The sequence below is a fragment of the Phyllobacterium sp. K27 genome (assembly GCF_054796155.1).
The window spans coordinates 217091-240505 of sequence record NZ_JBTWND010000004.1 but is presented as its reverse complement, the minus strand read 5'-3'; the positions used below and the strand labels follow the sequence as shown (position 1 = coordinate 240505).

Sequence of the window (23415 nt, the reverse complement as noted above, 5' to 3'; positions counted from 1 at the left end):
TTGTAAAAGAGACGCGGTGAGCGGTTTCTGATTTAGGCCAATGTTTGAAAATTTTTTCTCCCTTTTCGCTTAAATCTAATGCAGGCATGTTCGTCTCTTGATCATGTTTGTCTTGTTCAGGGAGCCTGCATGATGTCCGCAGCAGAAATAATGCCAGAGAGCTGGAGTATCGTTCGCGACCGGGAAGATCGCTATTCCGTCTGGCCCGATGGCAGGACACTGCCTGTCGGCTGGGACAGGGAACCGTTCTGTGGAACGCGCGATGAATGTCTGCACAAGATCAAGGAAATCTGGGTTGATCCGCGGCCGCTTGGCCTGCGGCAGGCGATGGCCTGAGCACACTCAACCTCTATCCAGATATCAGACGGGTGAAGACATGAACAAGCTATTTGCACCGGACACGACAACCAACCTCATGGCTGTAAACAGTCAAAGCCACGCCAACTCCGACAGCTTTCCTCTTACCCTGGCACAAAAGCGCATCTGGTCACTCGAGCAGATCGGCAATAACACGGTTTTTCCGCCCCAGGTTCTGTCTATGCATTGGAACATAACTGTCTCTCTCGACCAGATGCAGCAGGCATTGGCGAAACTGGCCGAGCGCCACAGCGCCTTGCGGATGCGCTTTCGCCGTTTCGCAGGCGGGCGCATCGAGCAATTCTCTGCCGCAGGCGACGTGCCTCCGATAGAAACCCTTGGCAGCGACAGCAATCCTCTCCCCGCAGCCGAAGGAGAAGCAGAGCGTAACGGCTTTCTGTCTCGTCCCTTCGATCTGCTTGATGGGGTTTCTTCCCGCTGTCAGCTGATAGTATCGAAAGGCGCACTCATATCCACAATCGCCTTACATCCAATTGTCTGCGACGAAGCTGCACTGGCGATCCTGCAAAGAGACTTGATTGCCCTTGTTGAGGGTGAAGCGCTCGTTCCTGCCAGTGATGATGATCTGAAACATGGACTTCGCGAAGAAGAATGGCTTGAGACAGCAGACTTCACGTCGGCTCTTGCCCATTGGCATGGACTGATGGGCGAAGAGTATAATGCAACGACCTTGCCAACGCGTTTCAACGCCAGTGGCTATGCGAGCGCGCGGCGCCGCCGCTTCCCCTTCCAGCTGGATGCAGCACTGTGGAACAACATCTGCGTTTATGCGAAGCACCATGGTGTGAAGGCAGATGTAGTCCTGGCGGCAGCCTTCGCGGTCTTGCTTGGTCGCTACAGCGGCACCCATGGGCTGCAGTACGGCGTCCTGCTGACCGGCTGCCACGGCGAAGATGACAGCCGGCAAACTCTTTGCCGCACCGAGCAGATTCTGCTGCTGAAGCTTGAACTTACCTCCAGCATGCACATGCACAACGTTTGCCACGCAGTGACCGCTGCTATCACAACAGGCACACAGCACCTCATTCCTTACGAACGACTTGTGCAAGAAATCCAGACGCATGAGGAACGCGAACAGGATGCAATCGTCAAATCCCTGTTCGAATTTCGCGAGCCTCGTGCCCAATCGGCTCTCCTTTCAGGGCTATTCTCTGCTCTCGCACCCCGTTCCGATGCCGAACTTGCGCTTGTGGTTTCTCCCAATCCAACCGACGGGCTCGATGGGCTTTTCGACTATGCCGAGGATATCTATGAACCGGCACTGATTGAACGCGCGGCTACCCACTTCGGCCGTATTCTGTGGCAATCTGTAATCGGAAGAGGCGTCCGCATTCGGGATATCGAACTCCTCACCGAGGACGAGCTCGACATCCTCTCCGCTCCCTACGAGGATGATGGTGTCAATGATGACCGGCCTGTGCATGAACATATCTCCGTCCATGCGGCGCGGACACCGGACAAGACCGCCATCATCTTTGCTGACGAGGTCTGGAGCCATGCGAGGCTTGATAAAAGCGCCAACAGGCTTGCACACCGGCTGATTAAACTCGGTGTCGGCGCGGATGTAAGTGTCGCCATTGCTGTAAAGCGATCGCCTGAAGCTATTGTCGGCATCCTCGCAACACTGAAGGCAGGCGGTGCCTACATTCCCGTCGAACCTGATCATCCAACAAAGCGCAATCACCACATCCTGCGGGATGGCGGTGTAAAGGTAATTCTGACTAACAGCTGGCTGCTTGAACGTATTCCGGAAGGGCTCGATGCCATCATTCTGGAGCTGGACAAACAGGACCTGAGCAACGAACCCGACACAGCCCCTGATGTGCAGGTTCACAAGGACCAGCTCGCCTATATTATGTATACGTCCGGTTCGACCGGGCTTCCAAAGGGAGTGGCCGTCGAACACGGTCCCTTGACCCATCACATGCAGAACACCTCTCGCGTCTACGGTATGAGTGAAGTGTCGCGCGAACTGCCGTTTTTGCCCTTCAGTTCCGATGGCGGGCACGAACGCTGGATGAACCCGCTCATGGAAGGCGGCAGTATCATCCTTCCCGACCAGCCACTCTGGACGCCGCAAGAAACGCTGACGGCCATGCGCAGGCATGGGGCGAACAATGCCAGCATTCCCACCACCTATCTGCAGCAACTGGCTGAATGGGCTGATCTTACCGACAGTGCGCCGCCGATGCGGCTTTATTCGTTCGGCGGTGAAGGTCTTGCCCAGCAGACTTTCGATCTTTTGTCCAAAGCGTTGAAGTCTGAGTGGCTGATTAATGGCTATGGGCCCACCGAAACCATCATGACGCCGATGGTCTGGAAAGTGCGAGCTGGTCAGAAATTCGAAGGGACTTACGCGCCGATCGGTCGCGCGGTTGGCAATCGCCGCGTCTATGTGCTTGATCCTGATTTGAACCCCTGCCCTGTCGGAGTGACAGGTGAACTCTATATCGCCGGCGAAGGCATGGCCCGCGGTTATATCGGCAAGCCTGACATTACCGCCGACCGTTTCATCCCCGACCCGTTTTCAAAAGAAGGTGGACGCCTTTACCGTTCCGGTGATCTGACTCGCTGGCGCGAGGATGGCACTGTGGAATTTGTCGGCCGCGTCGACCATCAGGTGAAACTGCGAGGCTATCGCATCGAGCTCGGCGAGATCGAAGCTGCACTGCTGCAACAGGATGGGGTTGGCGAAGCACTCGTTGTTCTGCGTGACGATGAAGCCACCAAACAGAAGATGCTCGTCGCCTATGTCGTGCCAAAACAGGGAAGGGAACTGGAGATCGCCGATATTCATTCGGCGCTCGAGCGTGCTTTGCCCGCCTATATGGTTCCCTCAGCGATCGTTGCGCTCGCGAGCATGCCGATCAATCCGAACAGCAAGCTCGATCGCTTCGCACTCCCTGCGCCGACACCCCTCAAGCGAACGATCATCGAGCCACAGGACGCGGTGGAGGCGGAAGTTCTCGATATCTGGCAACAGATCCTGAATGTCAGTCCAATCAGCGTCGAGGACAATTTCTTTGCCATTGGCGGCAATTCGCTTGGCGCTATCCGGATTCTTTCCGCATTACGTCAGCGCAAGCCGCAGAACCGCACGACAATTGCCGATCTCTTCAACAATCCGACAATTCGCTCCTTCGCCAAAATCATCGAGGCTGGCAACGAACAGGCGGGAAGTGAGGTGATCGTGCTGCGCGCCTCGGGCACGAAGCCCATGCTCTATTGCTTCCCCGGATTGCTTGTCAGCACGCGCGAATATGTCAAGCTGGTTGACTATCTCGGAGCTGACCAGCCGGCGACCGGCTTCATCTGTTACTCGCTCTCCGAACAAAAGCGGATCGGCGCCTCCGTCGATGAGATCATCGAGAGCTATGTTGATTACATCCGGAACCACAGCAAAGGCCAGCCCTGCTATTTCCTCGGCTGGTCCTGGGGCGGATTGCTTGCCTATGAGGCGGCGCGCAGGCTCGGCGACGAGATCGATCTGCGTCTGATCACCATGGTCGACGTTTGTGACCTTGGAACTGAATTCGCCATTGGCTCAACGCCTCGATTCAAGCCCGGTGAGCGCGACCAGTTGCACCTGATGGTGCAGGAGTGGCTATCGCAGACCGCGATGCGCGCGGAATGGGACAGGCTGCTTGATGTCATGGACGAAGATACCTATGACCAGTTTTTGCGTTTCGTCGGCGATGAGAAGGATGAACTCCCGACAGATGGTCCCGATATCAGCAGTCGCGAACACACGTTCTGGATCCTGATCGACAACGCCCTGATCTTCCGGCGTCATCAACTGCAGCCTCACAATGTACCCATCCATTCCTGGGCGGCCGACGACAGTCTGAACCGGGGCCTCAACCTCATCGACTGGCGCCGCTATTCCCCTCGAGCCACCCCTGCGGAAATCATCTCCGGTACCAACCATCTGCACGTGATCGGCTCCCAGGCGTTTCACAGCCGGCTGGCACACCGGCTGAATGAAGTTCTTTGATCAACGCGTCACCGAAAGGAATTCTGATGACTGCGATGTTTGCAAACAATGATCGAACCGGTCCCGCCAGCGACACCCTGGATTTGGCCGGTATCGGTATCGGACCTTCGAATCTCAGCCTGGCATCGCTCCTTGACGGCGTCGGGAATGTCCGCGCGCACTTCTACGAAAGCCGCGCAAGTTTCGATTGGCATCCAGGCATGATGCTACCGGATGTCGAACTGCAGTCTTCCTATCTAAAGGACCTTGTCACTCCGGTCATGCCGACCAGCCCATGGTCGTTCATTTCCTACCTCGTTGCCCATAAGCGGCTCTATGCCTTTCTCAACGCCCAGTACGATGCGGTGCCGCGTCGTGAATTTGCGCGATATCTGGAGTGGGTAGCCAGCCGGCTAAAAAGCCTCAGTTTCGACTCTACTGTGAGGGAGGTTAAATTCAATAAGGACAAATTCGTCGTCCGGCTCGATAACGGTGCAGTAACCGCCAGAAATCTCGTGCTCGGTACGGGTACAACGCCGTCCGTACCGTCCTGGGCCACACCCTTCCTCGGTGAACGATGTTTCCACAATTCGGAGGCAAAGCACCGCCTGCCTGGCCTCAATGCATCGCGTATCGCAGTCATTGGCGGTGGACAGAGTGGAGGCGAAGTCGTGGAAGCGCTGCTGAACTCAAAGTCGACGCTGAAGGAACTCAACTGGTTCAGCCGCCGGCATAATTTCGAGCCGATCAACGATACGGCGTTTTCCAATCAGGTCTTCTCGCCGGAATATGTCTACGCCTATCTCCATCTCAACAGCGACCAGAAGCTGGATGCACTGAAAGCTTCGATCCTGACCAGTGACGGGCTGTCCATTTCGACGATCAACGCCATTTACCGGCGGCTTTACAGCCTGCGCTATCTGGAAAACCAGACCATTGATGCCAAGCTTTCGCCCAACCGCGACGTCATCCAGATGGAAGCCGATAAGGATGGCTACCGCCTGATCGTACGCAACCGTTTTGATGGCGGTGTCGAAGTAGCCCATGCCGATGCAATTGTTTTAGCGACAGGCTATCAGTTCAAACTCCCCGATGCGTTTGGCGGATTACAGGACAGTGTCCAGATCGACCGCCATAACAGGCCGGTGCTGAGCGATGATTATTGCCTGAACTGGAATGGCCCGAAACAGAACCGGATTTTTGCACAAAATGCCGGACGGTACAGTCACGGGATTGCGGACTCGCAATTGAGCCTCATGGCGTGGCGCAGCGCACACATCATCAATTCGCTGTTGGGCCGGCCGCACTTCGATCTGGAGCCGCACGACTCGCAGGTGAACTGGCTGTCGAGCGGACACGACACGTTGGGTCAGAACATCGCCGTCGACTATTGAGTATCAGGCAGGGTGAACCAATTCGCGTTGATGAAAGAGCAGTTTCTCTCCTTCCGACTGTGCTGAAACAGCAATCAAATGACCGGAAGGTGTGAAAAAAAGGCGGTGATGCCATAAAGCGTCATCGCCGCTTGGCACTTTATCCATGCGGATAGCGTTCGTCTCGCGATCCAGCCGGATGTTCAGTTGTTCCGGCGCTACCGTCAGGCCGGTGCCCGTCGCCTTGAGGTAACTCTCCTTCAAGGTCCAATAGCTCAGAAGCCGCGATTGACGCGCCGGGCCGCGCAGCACCGAGAGCATCTCGGACTCGGGCGCCGAGCAGAACAATGAAGCTGTCTCGGGTTCAATCACCGTAGTCAGAGCTTCGACGTCGATACCCAGCGCCACAGCGTTTCGGCTGATCGCGAAAGTCGCGAACCCTTCCGTATTGGACAGGTTGAAGGCAATTCCGTCGGACTGCCCGGCAAGAGCTGGTTTGCCATGCAATCCGGCGACTATGTTCAGGTCGGCAATTGGTACGGCCGTATAAAACGACAGGACCGAGCGCTGCAGGTAGCGCCTTGCCATGAAGGCCTGGGCATCTTTCTCAAAATGGAAGTTCGCAGCTCGCGCCCGCTCGTCGGGGACCAATGCAACATTTACTCTATTCCAGTCCGTGTCAGGCTCATAGGCCCACCACCAGATATCAACCCCGGATTCCACTTGTTCGACGCGCAAGATTGGAACATCCGGCAAATCCGACAGGGGATCGCACGGCAGCGTCATGATCACAGCCTTCTGACGGCGAATGCATTCTGGATCGCACGATTGACGGCAACCGGCAGCAGCGACATGTGATTCTCACCGGGATGGATTTCAAATTGCGCCCGTATTGGCCGGCCCGGCAGGCTGTTCAACCGCTCCACCAGTTCCATGGCATTCACATCGTTCAGCGTGACCTTCTTCTGATCGAGCCTCTCCGCCTCGTCGGCCGCACCTAGCTGAAACGGCGCCAGCCTGTCGGTTTCATACTCGCCGCAGGAGAGGAATAGTCTTGCGTTCTCCCTCGTCTGAGGAGCGGCAGCAAACGCCGGATAGAACTGATCGATGACACGATCTTCCCAATAGATCGAGGGACTGGCGGCAATCCAGGTCGTAAAGGCTGAAGGCCGGATGAAAAGGCTGTAGAGCACGAATAGGCCGCCAAAGGAGTGGCCGAAGAGCGCTTGGCGGCTCCGGTCAATTGGATGCGTTGCCTCGACGATCGGCTTTAGCTGTTGCTCGATAAACCCCAGGAATTCGTCCCCGCCGCCGGTTTTCACTACCGGACTGTTTTCGTAGAATGGCGGATAGGTCCGACCGGGCGGCGGGCTAAGATCCCACGAACGACGCAGAGGATCATATGCAGCGTCGAGAGGATAGCCGATGGTCACGACGACACCGTATCCGACATTTGTACCGCTCGGATAGCTCGCCTGCGCCCGCATGACGTCGACCGCCGTGCCGATGACCGCGTTTCCGTCGGTCATATAGAGGACTGGCCAACCATCGGCTGGCGCTTCGCCACCGGGACGATAGATGAATATACGGTAGGTTGGACCATTCCGTTCAGAAGTGACATCGTGAAATGTTGTATTACCAAGCAGCACGGGACGTGAATTGAGGAAACCTGTCATAAGTCCATCTTGTTAAATGTGTCTCAGTAGGGAGTTATTAAACATGATAATAATGGTCAATATTTAAATTCATGTATCCTAAACATAGCCTCACAAGACGGTCAGGCGCTGGCTGGGAGCCTGTTCTTGGTCGAGAGTTGCTTGAGGAGATCAGGTACTCTCGGTGACACGACAGTGTTGAGTTTCGCGTGAATTTGAACCAATTTTCCATTTCGCTTGGGCCTACTGAAAGACCGAAGCCGAGGTGCTTTCAAGAACTTAAGTTCGAGCAACTGGATCACGGTCAAGCGGAAACTGGATTAATCGGTGCCGCAAATCAACACCCCCTGCCTTGAAAGGATCCGAACCGCAGACCCACTCAATGCGATTTCTTAAGTATGTATCCGGATGAGACATACGCGACTTTGGAAGCACATAACCGGAAAGCCCTCGTAGGTTCCGGCTTGCAATACCTGTGGGCCTGTCGGCGCCAGATGGAACAAAAAACTCCGGGCATGGTGGTTTGAGTAAGAAGCCTATTGTAGCCTGTGGGTTTATAAATCAGCATAAGTCCAAACTTGATTTTGGTTTAGAGAATGCCTATAATATAAACTATGAGTGAAGAATTCTCCGGAAAGCTAAACCAGCTCCAACGGGAACTGCCCGAGGGGCTGGTCGTGGACTCGGCATGGCTGAAGGCGCGCGGATACTCCGCGCAGCTCTGCCGCAAATACGTCACCAACGGCTGGCTGGAACGCCTGACCCATGGCGTGTACCGCAGGCCCGGCGGTAAACTGCTGTGGGAGCATGTCGTCATATCCCTGCAGACCCTGCTTATGAAACCCTTGCTGGTCGGCGGCGGCACGGCGCTGTCGCTTCACGGCTTCTCGCACTATCTCAGACGCGAGGAGAAGGAAGTTCATCTCTACGGTCCCCAAGAAGCGCCCACCTGGCTAAACAAGCTGCCGCTGTCGGTCGCGTTCGTCTCTCACAACAGCGCGGCGCTGTTCCGAAACGAGCCGATACATTTCGGGCTGACAAGCCTTGGTTGGAACCTGAAAGACGGCAGCCATATCAATGATGACAATATCCCCGGCAACTCTTTCCGCGTCCTCCCGTGGGGACAATGGGATTGGCCGCTGACGCTCTCGACACCCGAGCGCGCCATCCTTGAAATGCTGGACGGGCTGCCCACCCATGAGAGCTTTGATCAGGCCGATAAGATAATGGAAGGGCTCACCACCCTCAGCCCCCGGCGGCTGCAAAAGCTGCTGGTCGATTGCAAGAGCATCAAGGTCAAGCGCCTGTTCTTCTTCTTCGCTGACCGCCACAACCATCCGTGGCGCAAGCACCTGAACAAGGAGGCTGTCAATCTGGGCACCGGCAAGCGGATGCTCGTGCCGGGCGGTCGCCTTGACCCCACCTACCTGATCACCGTGCCGGAGGAATTATATGCCGGTCAGTGAACGGTATCGGGCGCAAGTCACCCTGTTGGTGCAGACGATCCCCGCCGTGGCGGAAGAAAAAAGCTTTGCACTCAAGGGCGGTACCGCCATCAATCTGTTTGTTCGCGATATGCCGCGCCTGTCGGTCGATATCGATCTGACATTCCTACCGGTCATGCCGCGCGATGATTCGCTGGCCGCCATCGAGGCTGCCCTCCTGCGGATCAAGCAACGGATAGAAGAAACGATCAGGGATATCCGAGTCTTTGAAAGCCGCCAAAACGATGGCAGCCTGACGCGCCTTGTCGTTCAGGACAGGAACAAAACGCAGATCAAGATTGAAGTAACGCCGGTTCTCCGCGGGTGCGTCTTTGCCCCCGAAACGAGATCCGTATCCGCTCCCGTGGAAGACGCGTTCGGCTTTGCGGAGATTCAGGTCGTGTCATTCGCGGATTTATATGCGGGCAAGATCATGGCCGCCCTCGACCGGCAGCATCCGCGCGATCTTTTCGATATCAGGGATTTGCTGGCCAACGAAGGGATCAGCGAAGAGCTGCGTCAGGGCTTCATTGTCTATCTGATCAGTCACGGTCGCCCCATCGCTGAGGTAATCGCCTCTGGCCAAAAGGACATTGCGGCCGAGTATGAGAAGAACTTTGCCGGGATGACCGACGATGACGTACCGCTTGCCGATCTTCAGGCTGCAAGGGCACAGCTCAGTGAACTCCTGATCGGTGGAATGCCGCAGACGCACCGCGAGTTTCTGGTTGGATTCAAGAAGGGAGAGCCTGATTGGGAGAAGCTGGGAGTCGCTGGGGCGGCGGAGTTGCCGGCGGTGAAGTTCAAGCAGATCAACCTTGATAAGCTCAAGAAAGACGTCCGCGCGCAGCTCGTTGCAAACCTTGCGGAAAAGCTGGGGATGGGTGGGCAATCGTGAACCAATAAGCGAACACACGGGGACTCCTGTGATCGACGAATCAGATGCGGAAAAGTCGGAGGCGATTGTACGTTGCCGCCGATCATCCGCTCCCGCCGGATAAACTCTACTTGAAAGCAATCACCGAGAAGGCCTGGCACTTGGCGAATTGTCTGACAGATCACCACAACGCTTCAAAGACTGCAGCCTGTGGAGAGTGGAAGGAACCGGCATTTGTTCAATTTCAGAACGTGCCAGCAACCCTTCCTTTGAAAATACCGATAAGAGGTTGAATTTTCACCGATTTCGATTGTAGCGCAGATGTCTACAATCCATGCTAAAGTGCTAGTTTTCAACGATAAAAAAGGAAATCAACGGTCGGCCATGGTGTGCGGAGAGCGTTGTCTCAACTATGCCAGAAGCGGTCATTGTGCACTTTGATCGCGCTCTACAGATAGGCATTTAAAGTCGCTCGCGGTGATAAACAGGGCTATATAGATGACGTAAAATTTCCTAGTAGGCGCCCAACAGGGGAAGCTTGGTTCCTCGTTCTTTGATCATTAAGTAATCCCATCTTCTTTAATTTTATTTCAATCGCCTGCTTTGACACGTCAAAGTATTGCGACAAGCTGGATAGTAACTGATCATAAGGCTGGAAATTGCAAGGTTGGTCATCAACGAATATATCGCCAAATCCCTTATTTCTAATGTCAAGCTTACTCCGGCCCACATTAGTTGCCGCCCGAAACATTTCATCAGGCAGAAGCAGGTCAGAGGAGAACGCATTCGCCTGATACTCAAGGCGCTCATAGTTGAAACGATTGTGTGGTTCGCTATCTATGAGTAGGTCTTGCTCCACAATAGTCTCTGATCGGAGATACTGTTTGTGCTTCAAACAGAAATGGCCGATTTCATGCCCGATGGTAAACCGTTCACGATTACTGTCCGCGTGGGCATTTATTTGAATTGTGTTGCGATCGAAGTTTGCTGATCCAAGTATGAGTGTACCATCCTCATCCTTCACGACCTGCTTGCTATAACGCAAATCTATAGACAGCGCCGAACAAATCTTCCCAAGATCGACCGGGCCATATTTGTAACCGATCTGTTCCAAGATGTCCTTAGCAGATTGTTTTATAACGTCAGCAGAAAGATACGGGACAGATATCAGGGAATTGCGATTTTCAATTTCATTACTAACAGATAGCTGCGGCTCCAAGCTGCTTAGAAATTGGCTGATGGTGCCGAAGAATTTTCCGTCATGATAAGCTGAGAATTTTAAAGCCTTTCCGGAGAGTTGATTTCGAAAGATTTGTGATTTTACAAAACCATTCTCTAAACAATAACGCCCGCTGCGATCGGCTACGACTTCAAGTCCATTCTCATCATATTTAACGATCCCCATTGATCTGCTTCGAGCGACGTTCTCCGCACCTGATTGCAGACGTGAAGATACGACAAGAACCCCTTTGACGGCGTGCTTGAATATCCGCCCGAGTTTATCCGAAAAATCCGTTACACATGTCTCTGGAATACTACCTTCATAGTTCTTGCACTCGAAAATAACGTAGAGTGATGGGGTTGAGCTTCCTAGCCGGTATATCTCTATAACGACGTCAAATTGAATGTCAGCCGCACGCTCCTTGCAGTAGTACCCTTTTTTCTTGAAAATCTTGCAGTTGTCCGGTGGATGCAAACCATAAACAAGTTCCCCATGACGTTGCTGGTCGAGAAGGTATTGGTAGAAGGCATCTTCTAGATTATTGCCCTTTTGGGTGGAATTCACGAAACGTCCTCAAGTGAGACAACCGGAAAATTATTATCTAATTCTTTTCGCTAATTTGCTATTTCTAAGTTATTGGAGCGCCTCTAAGCTCGGCACTTAGGTCTGAAACTGCTTTGGGCTAACTGCAGATCTACCAGTCGAGCATCCTCGGAGTGCCGGTTTGGCTATTATGAGATTATGGAAATTAAGCGGTCAAACTAATGACGGCTGCTTTGGGGCCCGAACGCGCGGTTGCGAAAATTTTTCACCGCTTCTCAAAACAGGACTTCGTCGCGGCCAAGCTCAAGGTCGCCGGCCCCTCATGAAAACCTAAAAAGCTCGTCATGGGCAGGTTACGCTCCGACATCTAATCTGTAGAAGGTACGGTTGGCAACATAGGAAAGCCCTTGCGCGTGATTGCCTGTAGTGCACCGGCGGCATCGCCGGATGCGCGCGGGAAGCGATCGGCAAACACGGATCCGCAACATGCCGGCAATTGCAGTCAAGTCTCGCGACCAGAAGAATGTCAAGCCTAACCGAAACGAGCCAAAGACTGCCCGGTCGTCACAAATCCCTGCAGTATCACGGCGGAATTAAGGCATGTCATACGCTTGTTAATTTTGACCCATAACCAGCGGTCGCGTTCTGGATGACGCAGAACAATAAGGGATTGTAAAATTGTCCGTACTTGAAAAGCTACGCTTTTCGACAGCAATCGGCTTGGTCTTTGCCGTCTGCCCTGCTGTCGCAATTGCACAGGAAGCCTATTTAAATAACAATGTTCCGGCGTTTAGCGACACCGGGGCAACGAACCAACGAGGTGATGCGCGTTTCGCAACGAAGGAAACCAATGCGGCTGTCCGGTTGCTTAGCGGGTTCCTGGACGTTTGGCAGCCCCGAACGCCGTTTGTGGATGCTGGCGTTGCGGCCCCCCCGCGGGATGGCTTTCCTGCTGTTCTCCAAACGGACTGGAGCGGCATTCCCGGCAGTGCAACGGATGGAGTGATCCTCAATCAGGCTGTACACGACCACAATATTCAGTACGTGATTGAGGCCACGCGCAATCGCACGTCCCAGCAAGCTATCGATGCATATCTCGATGACCGGCGTAACAAGGCGATCAGTGTGCTGGATGGTCTCGGCCCGTTTCAAAACGCCTGGATCAAGGGCACCAAACAGTTCACCACCATCCTTGATGTTCCGAGCGATGCGACGAGCGTCAAATATGATGATAAAGGCAATGATAAGGGTATTGACAGCGTCAACAACACCGATCTTGGACTTGCCGTCGATCTCCTCGGCCGCGTCGGTTACGATGCCTCGACCGAGCCAGCCAAACGCTACTTTAAGTATGCCCGTCCGTATCGCTGGTCGAGTGACGTTGTGGTTCTCCCGACGCTGGAGCCCGCCAAGAGCGGTTCACCCGCGACCGATGGTGGTTTTCCCAGCGGCCACACGGCCGAGGGTTGGCGCAATGCTCTGACCATGGCCTATCTTGTGCCCCAGCGTTTTCAGGAACTCGTTACGCGCGCCGTCGTGATGGGTGACAGCCGCATCGTCGCTGGTATGCACTCGCCGCTTGATGTCATTGGTGGTCGCATGTTGGGCACCGCAGCCGTTGTCTACAATCTCAACCGGCAAAACGGCGATGGTGGTTTCAACTGGCAGGACCTGAAGAACGAGGCTTTCCAGCAAACCCAGGAATGGTTGAAGAAAGAAACGAATTCGACAACCGCGACCGACCTCTTCATTGCGGCACACGCGGATGACCTGTCTATAGATCGCTTTGCAAGCCGCGAAGCCAATGCGGCCTATGTTTCCCAGCGCCTTACCTATGGCTTTGCGCCCATCGGACCAACAGACCGACAGATCTTTGTGCCCAAGGGCGCGGAGGTCCTTTTGGAAACGCGGATGCCTTACCTCACTGCAGACCAGCGTCGCGCTGTTTTGGCCACGACCGCCCTGCCTTCGGGCTACCCGGTCACGGACGATGCGGAAGGGTATGGTCGCCTCAACCTTTTTGCGGCCGCTGATGGCTACGGCGCTTTCTGGCAAGACGTTACCGTCAATATGGACAAAAGCCTCGACGGATTTAATGCCTTCGATGCTTGGCGCAATGACATCAGCGGCAGCGGCACGCTGACCAAGCAGGGTACCGGCACGCTGATGCTAACGGGCCTCAATACTTATTCGGGTGGCACCCTCATTAGTGGCGGCATGTTGGTAGGTACCAACGGCAGCGCCTTCGGTACCGGCAATATCCAGATCGATGCGGCTGGCGAGATGACGGTGAACACGCTCGTCAACAGCACTCTGGCCAATGACGTCTCTGGTACCGGTATGTTTGAGAAACGCGGAACGGGTAACCTTCTGTACACCGGTAATGGTTCGCATTTCACCGGCATAACTCGCATTAGCAGCGGCCGTTTTGCCGTTAACGGCTCTTGGGGCAGCGCGCTTGAGGTGGAAAGCGACGCGACCCTTGGCGGCAACGGCACCATCGCAAGCGTGACGCTGAAAAGTGGCAGCCGCCTTTCGCCCGGCAACTCAATCGGTACGCTCAACGTCAATGGCAATTTGATCCTCGCATCTGGTTCCACCTATGACTTGGAAATTGCCAATAATGGCCGGTCCGACCGCACGATCGTCAGCGACACAACTGCAATCAATGGCGCCAACCTGAATGTCGTCGCATTGGATCCGACCGTCAGCTATGCTTCAGGCCAGTCCTATTCCTTCCTGACGGCGGGCAACGTAACGGGACAGTTCGGCCATCTGTTGATCGACTCCGCATTCATCAACTCGCAACTCTTCTACACACCGACCGACGTGACCTTGCAGCTTTCGAGCTGGGGAGGACGTGCCTTCACCACCGCCGCACAAACCGCAAACCAGCGTGCAGCGGCTTCGGCTCTCGATGGGCTCGACCAGACAGCTGGCTCAAGCAGTCTGCCGCTTTACAATGCCGTTCTTTTCATGAATGCGGAAGACACACGCAGAGCCTTCGATCAGGTTTCGGGTGAAGAACATGCCAGCGTTCAGTCGGCGCTTCTGGCCAATTCCCGCATGGCGAGCGATACGGTATTTGACCGTCTGAACTCCGCTGATACCGGTGCCTGGACTACCGGTTACGGTGTACGCAGCCACTTCGGCAGCGATGGCAATGCCTCCTCCTATGACCTGTCGGGTGGTGGCGTATTCATCGGTGGTGACGGCTTCGTGACAGAGAATTTGCGCCTCGGCATCATGACCGGCTGGGGTCGTTCTGAGCTGAACAGCGCCCGGACCCGCGGCTCGGCGGATATCGACAGTTACCACATCGGCGTCTATGGCGGCACCGATATCGGCCAACTGTCGCTGAAGGCGGGTGCGGACTATAGCCTGAGCCAGATCGAGACGAAGCGTTCGTTGACGCTTGGCAGTTTTTCCGACAAGCTGAGGGCTGACTATAACGCAGGTCTGGTACAGTTCTTCGGTGAAGCGAGCTATGCTTTCAAACTTGGCGAGCAGGTCAAGCTGGCACCGTTTGCCAACCTGTCCCACTCCATCCTTTCAACCGACGGCTTTTCCGAAGCCGGCGGTGCGGCTGCTCTTTCCTCCACCGACAGTGATGCCCAGGCGACCTTCAGCACAGTGGGCCTGAGAGCATCCGGTGACTTGGGTCTTGATGAGGCCGGGATGTCTTGGGATGCGATGGCCAGTTGGCAGCATGTCTTTGGTGATACGACGCCGGAGAGCCGGATGTCCCTTGCCAAGGGTGGCAGCTTCTCCGTTTCGGGTGCACCAATTGGCCGCGACACTGCGAAGCTTTCCGCAGGTATCGGGATGAAGATCAGCCAGAGCGTGGATGTCAGCGTTTCCTACCATGGCGAATTCTCCGAGGAGAATACCCAAAACAGCGTCCGGACGGACTTCAAACTCCGCTTCTAGCGCACCGAACCAACCAGGGGCAGCAGCCGAGTTTGAGTAATGGGGTTATGAGCAAAAAGATATAGCACCGTGAACCGTAGTAGGTCCACGGTGCTATATCCAGATCGTCGGACCCGGGGTTCTTTTCTGATTTACCCGGTGGGATGGTGCCGGTGAAGAAGAGCCAGAGGTGCCGTCACATTGTTTGAATTAAGGCGCGGAAGACCCCACTCCGGTTCTCGGGAGAATTGATGCGCTGCTGCATTCCACTCAGCCATAGCCTTGCGACGACGGGTGCGAATTTGTGAAGCGGATCGGTTTGCACGGGTTGGGATGAAGAGGTTGCGGACTGCGGAGAAGATTGACAGGAATTGCTGTAAGGACCCGATGGATCGAAACCCTTGCCGTGTCCGCTCCCGTTTTCGAAACGGCAGATGAGAATTCTCTGCACGGTTGTTAAGCCCCTTATGAGACCGATGCTCGACATGTGGCATGACCTAGCGCTTTGCCGCTCCATATGAGCGCAGCTTGTCAGTGATCCTGCGCTTGGGAGCCATGCCCTGCTTCTTCAACAGACGGATTAACAGGCGCCTGGCAGCCTTGGTATTTCTGCGGTTCTGCACGATTTCATCCAGAACGTATCCATCCTGATCAACGGCGCGCCACAGATAATGTTTCTTGCCCGAAATGGAGATTACCAGGCGAGTGGCGCGGGGGAGTTTCACCCCCACGCTCTCTCAGAACCGGACGTGATACTCTCGCATCATCCGGCTCCCATTGTTCTGCCGTATCCATGAAGCAGAGGCCAATGGGCGAACAGCCGAGGTTGGCGCTGCGCGATGCGCAAAAGCCAATGTCGGGATCGCCGCTTGTGTCTACGTAAGGACTTGTACTTTCCCGAAGCCCATCGAGCCAAGTATCGTTCGATGCTCCAGAGCGTAGGTTGGAGAGCTGAAGGACAGAACCGACCATAGTAATTGATCCAGCCGCGGATATACGAGTTGAACATCCGTGCCAGATCATCGAGAGCCTTGTCACTGCGAAGATGCAAGGACCAACTACGGATGGTGCCCCGTATCGCCTTGAGCGCCGTCGGACTGGCCGCAGGACCGAATGAAACACCCATGCCCCCGGCCTTCTTGCTCACAAGTCTCGGCCGGAAAGTGTAGCCGAGAAAGTCGAACTTGTAGACCGGGTGAGTACCTCGCCGACTTTCATCCCTGCAGTAGACGATTTTAGTCTTGTCAGGATGAAGCGTCAGCCCGCAGTCAGTAAACCGCGCGTCCAGAGCTTTCTGAAGCGCCATCGCCTGATCCTCGGTCCGACAATGACAGATCGCGTCGTCAGCATACCGTTCAAACGGAATGTCCGGGAAATTCCGACACATCCACATGTCAAACGCATAGTGAAGAAAGAGGTTTGCCAAGAGGGGGCTGATCACCCCGCCCTGTGGCGTTCCCCGTTCTCTGGCGACGAGACTTCCGTCCGGCATCTGCACTGGCGCTTCTAGCCATCGTTCGATGTATAAAAGCACCCACGGGCAATCGGTGTGCTTGCGCACGGCCCGCATCAGCAGATCCGGTTCGATGCTATCAAAGAAAGCCTTGATATCAAGATCAAGAACCCAGTTGTAACGCCAGCATCGCTGCCGGGCCACGTCGATCGCATCGAGCGCCGATTTGCCGGGCCGATACCCATAGGAATCCGGGTGGAATTTAGGTTCCACCTCTGGTTCCAGATGGCGTTTGACCACCATCTGCGCAATGCGATCGGCGACCGTAGGTATGCCCAGCGGGCGCGTCTTCCCATCGCTCTTGGGTATGTCGACCCGCCGCACCGGCGGCGGAAAGTAGCTGCCCGACGCCAGCCGATTCCAGAGCTTGTACAGGTTGTTCGTAAGATCAGCCTCAAAGTCCGCAATCGTCTGGCCGTCAATACCAGCCGCTCCTTGGTTGGCTCTAACCCTCTTATATGCTTCCCACACCTCCCTTTTCGGAATCGTATACGGCTTTGCTCTATCCACGAGGATCCTCCCGTCGCCGGTTGTCCTTGCTCCAGAGCTGAACAACGCAACCCCTTCGCTCCAGCCCCATTACAGGACCTTCAGCACTACTACGGGCTGCTCCGCCCCTGTGCTCCGCTTTGGTAATCTCACCCTCGCAGGGACCGCCTGCTTGGGTTTCTCCCTTAACATCGGAGCGACAGGTTCCCGCGTTCCACACGAAAGCCTGGTTAAGAGTCACGCCGCCTTTATGCCGGATGCCGCCTGGGCAGAAATCAGGTCGCCCCCCAGACTCGTCCCGGGCTAACGAATTCCTCCCGGTTTCGACATCATCTTGCACTTTTCGACACGTCATCAGCGGTTCGCTTGCGCTCGTCTCTCTAAACCTCACCTGACGGACTATAACGTCCGCCTTTTCTACAACGCTCACCACCACGGCTCTTTACCGTCACAGCTTGCAGTGGTTTGAAACCTACCCCTGACGGTCGGTTTCGAGGGGCCATACCCTCATCTTCCGTGCAGCTCGGCTCCCACATTGCTGTGGGTGCCTCGCGGCACACTTTCATCAAGGTGCCAGACATCGTTCTGCGACGCCCGCTTGCGATGCAGTCGATGGGCATAGTCCGGACCGAACTTGATCCCCAGCGGCGGATGGTTTCATAAGTTACCAGTATCCCACGCTCCAAGAGCATTTCCTCGACCAGGCGCAAGCTTAACGGGAACCGGTAATACAGCCACACCGCATGAGCGATGATCTGGGGTGGAAAACGGTGACGTTTATAGCTGATGGCAGGCTGGGTCATGCCGTGCCTTTTAGCTCAGAAATACTGAAACCACGTTTATGTGACATCGCCCTTATGATTAGTAACTCTCTTGGGTGATGGTGTAAAACGCATCCGCAAACCACTATGGGTGCACAAGACCTCGGAGCGATCATCAGACGTCCAACACCCTTCGACAGTATGTGCCGCCCGATACTTGAGGTCCGCAGCGTTGTACAAAACTATCCTGAAATCTCGATATCAACGAATCCCCGATTGCGTAGCATATCCTCCAGATCGGTACGCAATGGCTGAGGAGAGGCAAACCAGGGTTGCTCGAACTCATTAAATTTGTTGATCAGCGACGTGTCGAGATCAGCGCTTTTGAACGCCTTGGTGTAGTCACGCCTGGTCGCAACCCTGCTGCCAAGTTCCACGAGTAGTTCCGAGCTCGGGATGGTTTGATATTGCCCTCGCCGCGTGGAAACGCCGGCAGATGCGGTTGGCGTACTATTCTTCGGCAGGATGGCATTGAGAATGTCGAGCGGTTCGTTCGGCTTGCCCGGATCGCGCAGCGGATTGTCATCCCATGGGGTGGCGTTTTCGCTGCCATGATGGCCGATCTTGAGAAAATCGAGCGGCTTTGCCAATAGGGATTGTCGCTTGTTCCACATGACATTCCACGAACCGTTTCCGCTATCGTCGTCATAGCGTGCATCCCATTCGGCATCGCCGACAAACAACAACCGCTTGCCCTGCCATTCGATCAGCAAAACGACGCTTGTGTTGTTCATCACCTTGCCGTCAAGATCAGCGAAGGCGAGCGCAGTCGAGAGCATTCTTGACTGCAACTTACGGAAATCGGCAACCGCAATGTTGGTCGGAAGCGGTGCTGATTTCGATGGCGCTGCGCTGGGCAGTCTGGATTTAGCAACGGCGTCCATTAGAGACATGAACCCGCGCAGGGAAGGGTTCTCGGGCTTGCCGAGATAGTAATGATCGATGTCGTTCTCCGGGCCGATAATCCGCAGCACGACGTCCTTCAATGGCAACTTGAGCTTATCGTCCGTGTCCATCCCGGCATGAACATAGACAGGCTTGATCGCATTCTTCGACGGAATGGTCTTCTGTAGCGTCTCCATCGCCACATCGTTCTTCGCGGCATAGGCTGAAAAGAGTCCTTCCAGTTTCGGGCTAAAGTCCAGCCGCTGCACCCGCTCGATCATTGCGCCGGCAAAATCATGAAGCTGCCGGGCGTTTTTAGCTTCCGGATGGTCGGGATCCATCGCCGCACTCATCCACAATGCACCAACCGAAAAGTCCTCCCACAGATCCGGCGTGAAGCCGAGGATGTGGTCCTTGTGCTGATGCGTGACAATGAGCAGATCAAGCCGCTTCTTGTCTCCCTCATCTGGCAACATAGTTTTCAGTTTCTCAAGCGCGGCTCTGAGATAATCCATGCCGCTTAGCGATCCGCAATCGATGAGAATGTGGAAATCGCGACCGTTGTCGTGTCCATCCGGAATCCGGCAGTAGATGCAGTCGCCAAGACCGACATCGAACATGCGTATCAGGAGCTTACTTGCCATTGCCGGCCTCCAATGTCGTCGTCCTCGATGTCGTCGTGAATGGCAAAGTGCGGCGAACGCTGAAAGCGCACTTCGCCGTCGACACGGTTAAAGCTGAATGGCGGAATGGCCCGGGCCAAGAGGCCGAGCTCGCCGCCGCCGGCCTCACCGATCATGCCAGAACTGATGCGTGCGGCCAGCGCATCGAGAAGCGCTTGGCGGCGCTTGCGGCCGGCATTGCGTTCGGCACGTTGCTCCGCGGTTGTACCAAGCTCCTCACTTCCCGGTTTTCTTGCCCAGTGAATCTGGTTACCATTCTGATCAAGGACAAGCGTTGCCCCGCACAGCATGCTGGTTCGCTCACCGGCAAAGCGACCGAAGCGCTCGCCTTCGAGTGCAACATCTTCGCGCCAGATGTACTGCACGACGATCTGATCTGGTAGCTGCCGTGATTCCGTTGTCAACTTCCTGGCGCGCACGATCTCGGTGATGATCAGATCGGCATTGAGGGGGATGAACAGGTTGACTCGATTGTCATCGAGAAAGCGGTAGGCGCTGCCGCGCGACGCACCGATGGAGTCGATATCATGGTAAATGGTAAGTTCCGGACGATCGAATATCGCGCCGGTTTCCAGCAGAGAGGCGCGTTCGTCCTCATCGAGGATCCCGCGCTCAACGAACACATTGAACATCAGTTCGCGGTAGCCATCAGGATCGGTCGGATTGGATACTTCTTCGGCCCGCAATACCGCCAGTGCGTAGTCGCGGAACTCGACCTCGCACGGCGGGAGAAAATCCAGTGGCTGTATTGCCATCATCTGCATGCGCTGAATCGTGTACCAGAAGGCATTTGGCAATGACGGTTTCTTCTTCGGATTATTTTTAAAGCGTTGCTCCATTCGGTCTTTGTACTTGCCGAAGAGCCTGACCATAATGTCGAAACAGGCCCCCGTTAGCACCTGCGAAATGCGATGCGGCTGGAGATCCCCCTTTATGTCATTCATCGTCAGTGTATTGGCTGCCGTGCGCAGGTAGGGTTGGCCGATGACCGCGTTGCCAAACTCCTGTGCCAAGGACGACAACAATGTTCCCGTTGCAAGTTCCGCGCTTTCCTTGATCATTGCCTTGCGGAAGTCATTGTTTCGGAAGGCCATGAGAATGGCGGTCAAATCGCCAACGAATTCGTGGAATCCTGCGGTCTGTGGCAAGACAGACCCGTAATAGCAGGGCCTCAATCCGTCCAGAACGGCATGACCGAACTCATGATTGACAATGTCACTCGACTGGCAGGTAAAAATGCGGCCATCTTCGCCGTCGAACCAGTAGAATTGCAGCGATTTGCTCTGGCGATCGTAATAGGCGTTTTTGCCATAGCCGGCATGCGGCACCACGATCAGCCGGTTGCCTTCGAACCCCCAGGTGATGCGGCGGCCAAGGGCAAATCCGCTTTCGAAAAAGTCGAGCGTATGCTGCACGGTCGCCCAGACGCTGAGCTGGCGAAACTGCGGTAGCTTTTTGGCATTTTCATCGAGAGTACGTCCATTCGGTGCAACAAAGGTATTGGCCTTATTATCCCAGACGGCAGGCGGTGTCAGCGTGCCGGTCGTGGCATCAAAATCGACCACGGCAAACCGGGCGCTGGTTGGCCCGTCGCGCAAGCCAGGCTCCCATGGCACATAGAAGTTCTGATCGATTGCCGCGGCGGGATTGTTCTTTGCTACAAGCGGGTCTTTGAAATAGACATCGATCTGCAACCGAAGGTCGGTTTCCTTCTGAACCTCGAGCGGCAGGAGGCGCCGCGCGCCATAGAGCCGCCTCCGGGTTTCCGGGGTAAGATTGCGTTTTTTCTCGGGCGTCTTGCTTGCCATTACATTTCCCCTATTCCTGCTCGGCTGGACAGTTCTCGCTAGCGAAGGCCTCATTCAAGGTTCTGGCTAGGTGTAAACCGGCACGACTGAGTTGCGCATCAAGAACAGGAAGATGAGACCGCCGGTATTCATCGTCGATGACAGCATTCACCGGGACCGAACGCATGATATTGACGGCGAGCTGGTGGCTTTCATTGGCCCAGACGATTGTCGTTCCAGCACTGACTTCATTGGCGTCCGCGGTTTTCAACCAGCCATTCTCAAGGCGCTCAACGTAAGTGCCCCATGACCATACGGTCTTGTCGATGAGAGTGGCATCCCAGACCACATGCAGATTGGTATTGAAAGGCACATTGCCGTTAACGCCTTCCTTAGTGACCACCGTGACTTTGACGCCATTGCCGCCCTCTTCACCAATCGCGTGCAAAGGCTGATGCAGGTCGCCATCAGCCGCATCGAGAGCACAGTCGCGCATTGGATCGTAGCCGGGTGTCATGCGCGGAATATCGACAAAGTGCCATCTCGTTGTCGCGGGGTCACGAACGCGCTCGTCATCGGCCCAACTGGCAATAGAAGCCAACGAGGCACCGCTGCCAAGCAGATCGGCGACATTCTGCAAGGTCAAAGGAGCAAGCCGCCTTTGTGCGATTTCGGCTATAATGGCATGACCCGAAGATCCCCAGGCGAAGGCAGCATTCATCGCAGCGAGCAGAAGGGCGACTGTCAGTGCAATGCCACGCATTCCCGAATGCCTCCCTCAATTATGCTCTACAATACTCCACCAAATGGTTGTCATGATCAAGCGGTCTGCAACCTTGGGCAACGAGTTTCTAAGCATCTCATCGCTCGGTATAGGAAGAGTGTAGTCGGCAAAATTTATCTCACGCGGGACTTATCTTGAAATGCCACCAGGATCGTGTGGCAGAACATTTAATTCCCCAAATGCTGCTTGAGGCGATCGCTGTAGGGCTCGTCGTCGAAGTGATGAGGCAAATTCTCCGGGTCATAGGAAAGCAACGCACTCTTCCGGTCGACAACAGACTGATGGATGATCGGCGTCTTTATGTCATTGTCGATCTTGCGCGGCTCGGCCCGAGGTAAGTAAAATCCACCCAATGACGGACGCGGCCATTCCTGCCACTTGCTTGACTTCGGTATCCATTCCAGCGGCCGCCAACCCCAGGTCATCGAGTCATGCGCTTTCCCCGTTGGATCCGGCGAAACGAATTCTTTGATCGCACCTCCTTCCTTGCCTCCGAACACCAACCGTTCTCGCATGGCACCGTTGATCTTCAGCTCATACGCTGCTGCTTCGTCAATCATCCAGTCGAGCGGAAATTTGGAAAGAGCGCTTTGGCTTTCGGCGTACCCTCCCCCGATGTCCGAATGGCAGCCTGTGAACCAGACTTGTTTGATATCCTGTTGCTTGTCCGGTGCAGAGGTGTCAAAGGGATCGGCGACGAAGGGTTGCGGTTCTATCCAGCGATTGAGGCGAAACATGCGCCTGTGTTCATCGATCGCCATCGCGTGCCGGAAGATTTCAACACTCGGATTGGTTCGCGTATACGGCAGCATCAGCAGCTGAGGCAGGACGCGATCCTTCCGTGGCACCAGCACCGACGCAACTGTATCCCAGACACCCAGAAACTTGATAGGAACATCGCGTGCGCCCGACACTTTGGAAAAATGCCAAGCAACGCTGAGGTCACGCTCGTCGCTAGCCTGCTTATAGGAACGCAGAGCATGGCCGCCGAGATTGAGCTGATCTGGCGCAAGTAAACCGATCATGTGGATCATGCCCG

Annotated in this window: 14 protein-coding genes and 2 pseudogenes; 6 read left to right on the top strand and 10 right to left on the bottom strand. The window is 55.2% G+C overall.

Annotated elements, in window-relative coordinates; genetic code table 11:
* The first annotated feature begins 129 nt into the window (after positions 1-129).
* From ACYJL1_RS22620 to ACYJL1_RS22610, 3 genes are all read left to right on the top strand, one after another.
* Positions 130-336 (top strand): MbtH family NRPS accessory protein, encoded by a 207-nt coding sequence (locus tag ACYJL1_RS22620; RefSeq protein WP_460899379.1) that lies wholly within the window; start codon positions 130-132, stop codon positions 334-336.
* Between the two features lie 79 nt (positions 337-415).
* Positions 416-4372 carry a non-ribosomal peptide synthetase gene (locus ACYJL1_RS22615; RefSeq protein ID WP_460899969.1) on the top strand — a complete coding sequence of 1319 codons (3957 nt, stop codon included), beginning with the start codon at positions 416-418 and terminating at the stop codon, positions 4370-4372.
* A gap of 26 nt (positions 4373-4398) precedes the next feature.
* On the top strand, positions 4399-5745 hold the full coding sequence (locus ACYJL1_RS22610; protein ID WP_460899378.1) for a lysine N(6)-hydroxylase/L-ornithine N(5)-oxygenase family protein: 1347 nt from the start codon (positions 4399-4401) through the stop codon (positions 5743-5745).
* Between the two features lie 3 nt (positions 5746-5748).
* Here ACYJL1_RS22610 and ACYJL1_RS22605 read toward each other — a convergent pair whose 3' ends face one another.
* Both ACYJL1_RS22605 and ACYJL1_RS22600 read right to left on the bottom strand, forming a co-directional pair.
* Positions 5749-6510 carry a 4'-phosphopantetheinyl transferase family protein gene (locus tag ACYJL1_RS22605; RefSeq protein ID WP_460899377.1) on the bottom strand — a complete coding sequence of 254 codons (762 nt, stop codon included), beginning with the start codon at positions 6508-6510 and terminating at the stop codon, positions 5749-5751.
* Positions 6511-6512: 2 nt separating this feature from the next.
* Positions 6513-7400 carry an alpha/beta hydrolase gene (locus ACYJL1_RS22600; RefSeq protein ID WP_460899376.1) on the bottom strand — a complete coding sequence of 296 codons (888 nt, stop codon included), beginning with the start codon at positions 7398-7400 and terminating at the stop codon, positions 6513-6515.
* A gap of 593 nt (positions 7401-7993) precedes the next feature.
* Between ACYJL1_RS22600 and ACYJL1_RS22595 the strand changes: the two genes are divergently transcribed.
* Positions 7994-8845, top strand: coding sequence for a type IV toxin-antitoxin system AbiEi family antitoxin domain-containing protein (locus ACYJL1_RS22595; RefSeq protein WP_460899375.1), 852 nt, complete (start codon positions 7994-7996; stop codon positions 8843-8845).
* On the top strand, positions 8832-9761 hold the full coding sequence (locus ACYJL1_RS22590) for a nucleotidyl transferase AbiEii/AbiGii toxin family protein (RefSeq protein WP_460899374.1): 930 nt from the start codon (positions 8832-8834) through the stop codon (positions 9759-9761). Before ACYJL1_RS22595 ends, ACYJL1_RS22590 begins: the two co-directional genes overlap by 14 nt.
* 469 nt (positions 9762-10230) lie before the next feature.
* On the opposite strand, the gene ACYJL1_RS22585 is transcribed toward ACYJL1_RS22590, so the two are convergent.
* Entirely contained in the window at positions 10231-11526 is a 1296-nt protein-coding gene (locus tag ACYJL1_RS22585) for an ImmA/IrrE family metallo-endopeptidase (protein WP_460899373.1), read from the bottom strand.
* 657 nt (positions 11527-12183) lie between these two features.
* On the opposite strand from ACYJL1_RS22585, the gene ACYJL1_RS22580 reads away from it, so the two are divergent.
* Positions 12184-15435 carry an autotransporter domain-containing protein gene (locus ACYJL1_RS22580; RefSeq protein WP_460899372.1) on the top strand — a complete coding sequence of 1084 codons (3252 nt, stop codon included), beginning with the start codon at positions 12184-12186 and terminating at the stop codon, positions 15433-15435.
* A gap of 239 nt (positions 15436-15674) precedes the next feature.
* Here ACYJL1_RS22580 and ACYJL1_RS22575 read toward each other — a convergent pair.
* From ACYJL1_RS22575 to ACYJL1_RS22545, 7 genes and pseudogenes are all read right to left on the bottom strand, one after another.
* Positions 15675-16115, bottom strand: a pseudogene (locus ACYJL1_RS22575) (IS6 family transposase); the annotation flags it as partial.
* A gap of 62 nt (positions 16116-16177) precedes the next feature.
* Positions 16178-17437, bottom strand: a complete 1260-nt coding sequence (gene ltrA, locus ACYJL1_RS22570; RefSeq protein ID WP_460899357.1) for a group II intron reverse transcriptase/maturase — start codon at positions 17435-17437, stop codon at positions 16178-16180.
* Positions 17438-17971: 534 nt separating this feature from the next.
* A pseudogene (locus ACYJL1_RS22565) lies at positions 17972-18219 on the bottom strand (IS6 family transposase); the annotation flags it as partial.
* Between the two features lie 200 nt (positions 18220-18419).
* Positions 18420-19766, bottom strand: a complete 1347-nt coding sequence (locus ACYJL1_RS22560; RefSeq protein ID WP_460899371.1) for a ComEC/Rec2 family competence protein — start codon at positions 19764-19766, stop codon at positions 18420-18422.
* The gene (locus ACYJL1_RS22555; protein ID WP_460899370.1) at positions 19748-21613 is read right to left on the bottom strand and encodes a gluzincin family metallopeptidase; all 1866 of its coding nucleotides are present in this window, start codon (positions 21611-21613) and stop codon (positions 19748-19750) included. Before ACYJL1_RS22555 ends, ACYJL1_RS22560 begins: the two co-directional genes overlap by 19 nt.
* A 10-nt stretch (positions 21614-21623) precedes the next feature.
* Complete coding sequence (locus tag ACYJL1_RS22550) at positions 21624-22355, bottom strand: S1/P1 nuclease (RefSeq protein ID WP_460899369.1); 732 nt, start codon at positions 22353-22355, stop codon at positions 21624-21626.
* Between the two features lie 188 nt (positions 22356-22543).
* On the bottom strand, positions 22544-23410 hold the full coding sequence (locus ACYJL1_RS22545; protein WP_460899368.1) for a phospholipase effector Tle1 domain-containing protein: 867 nt from the start codon (positions 23408-23410) through the stop codon (positions 22544-22546).
* Positions 23411-23415 lie beyond the last annotated feature (5 nt).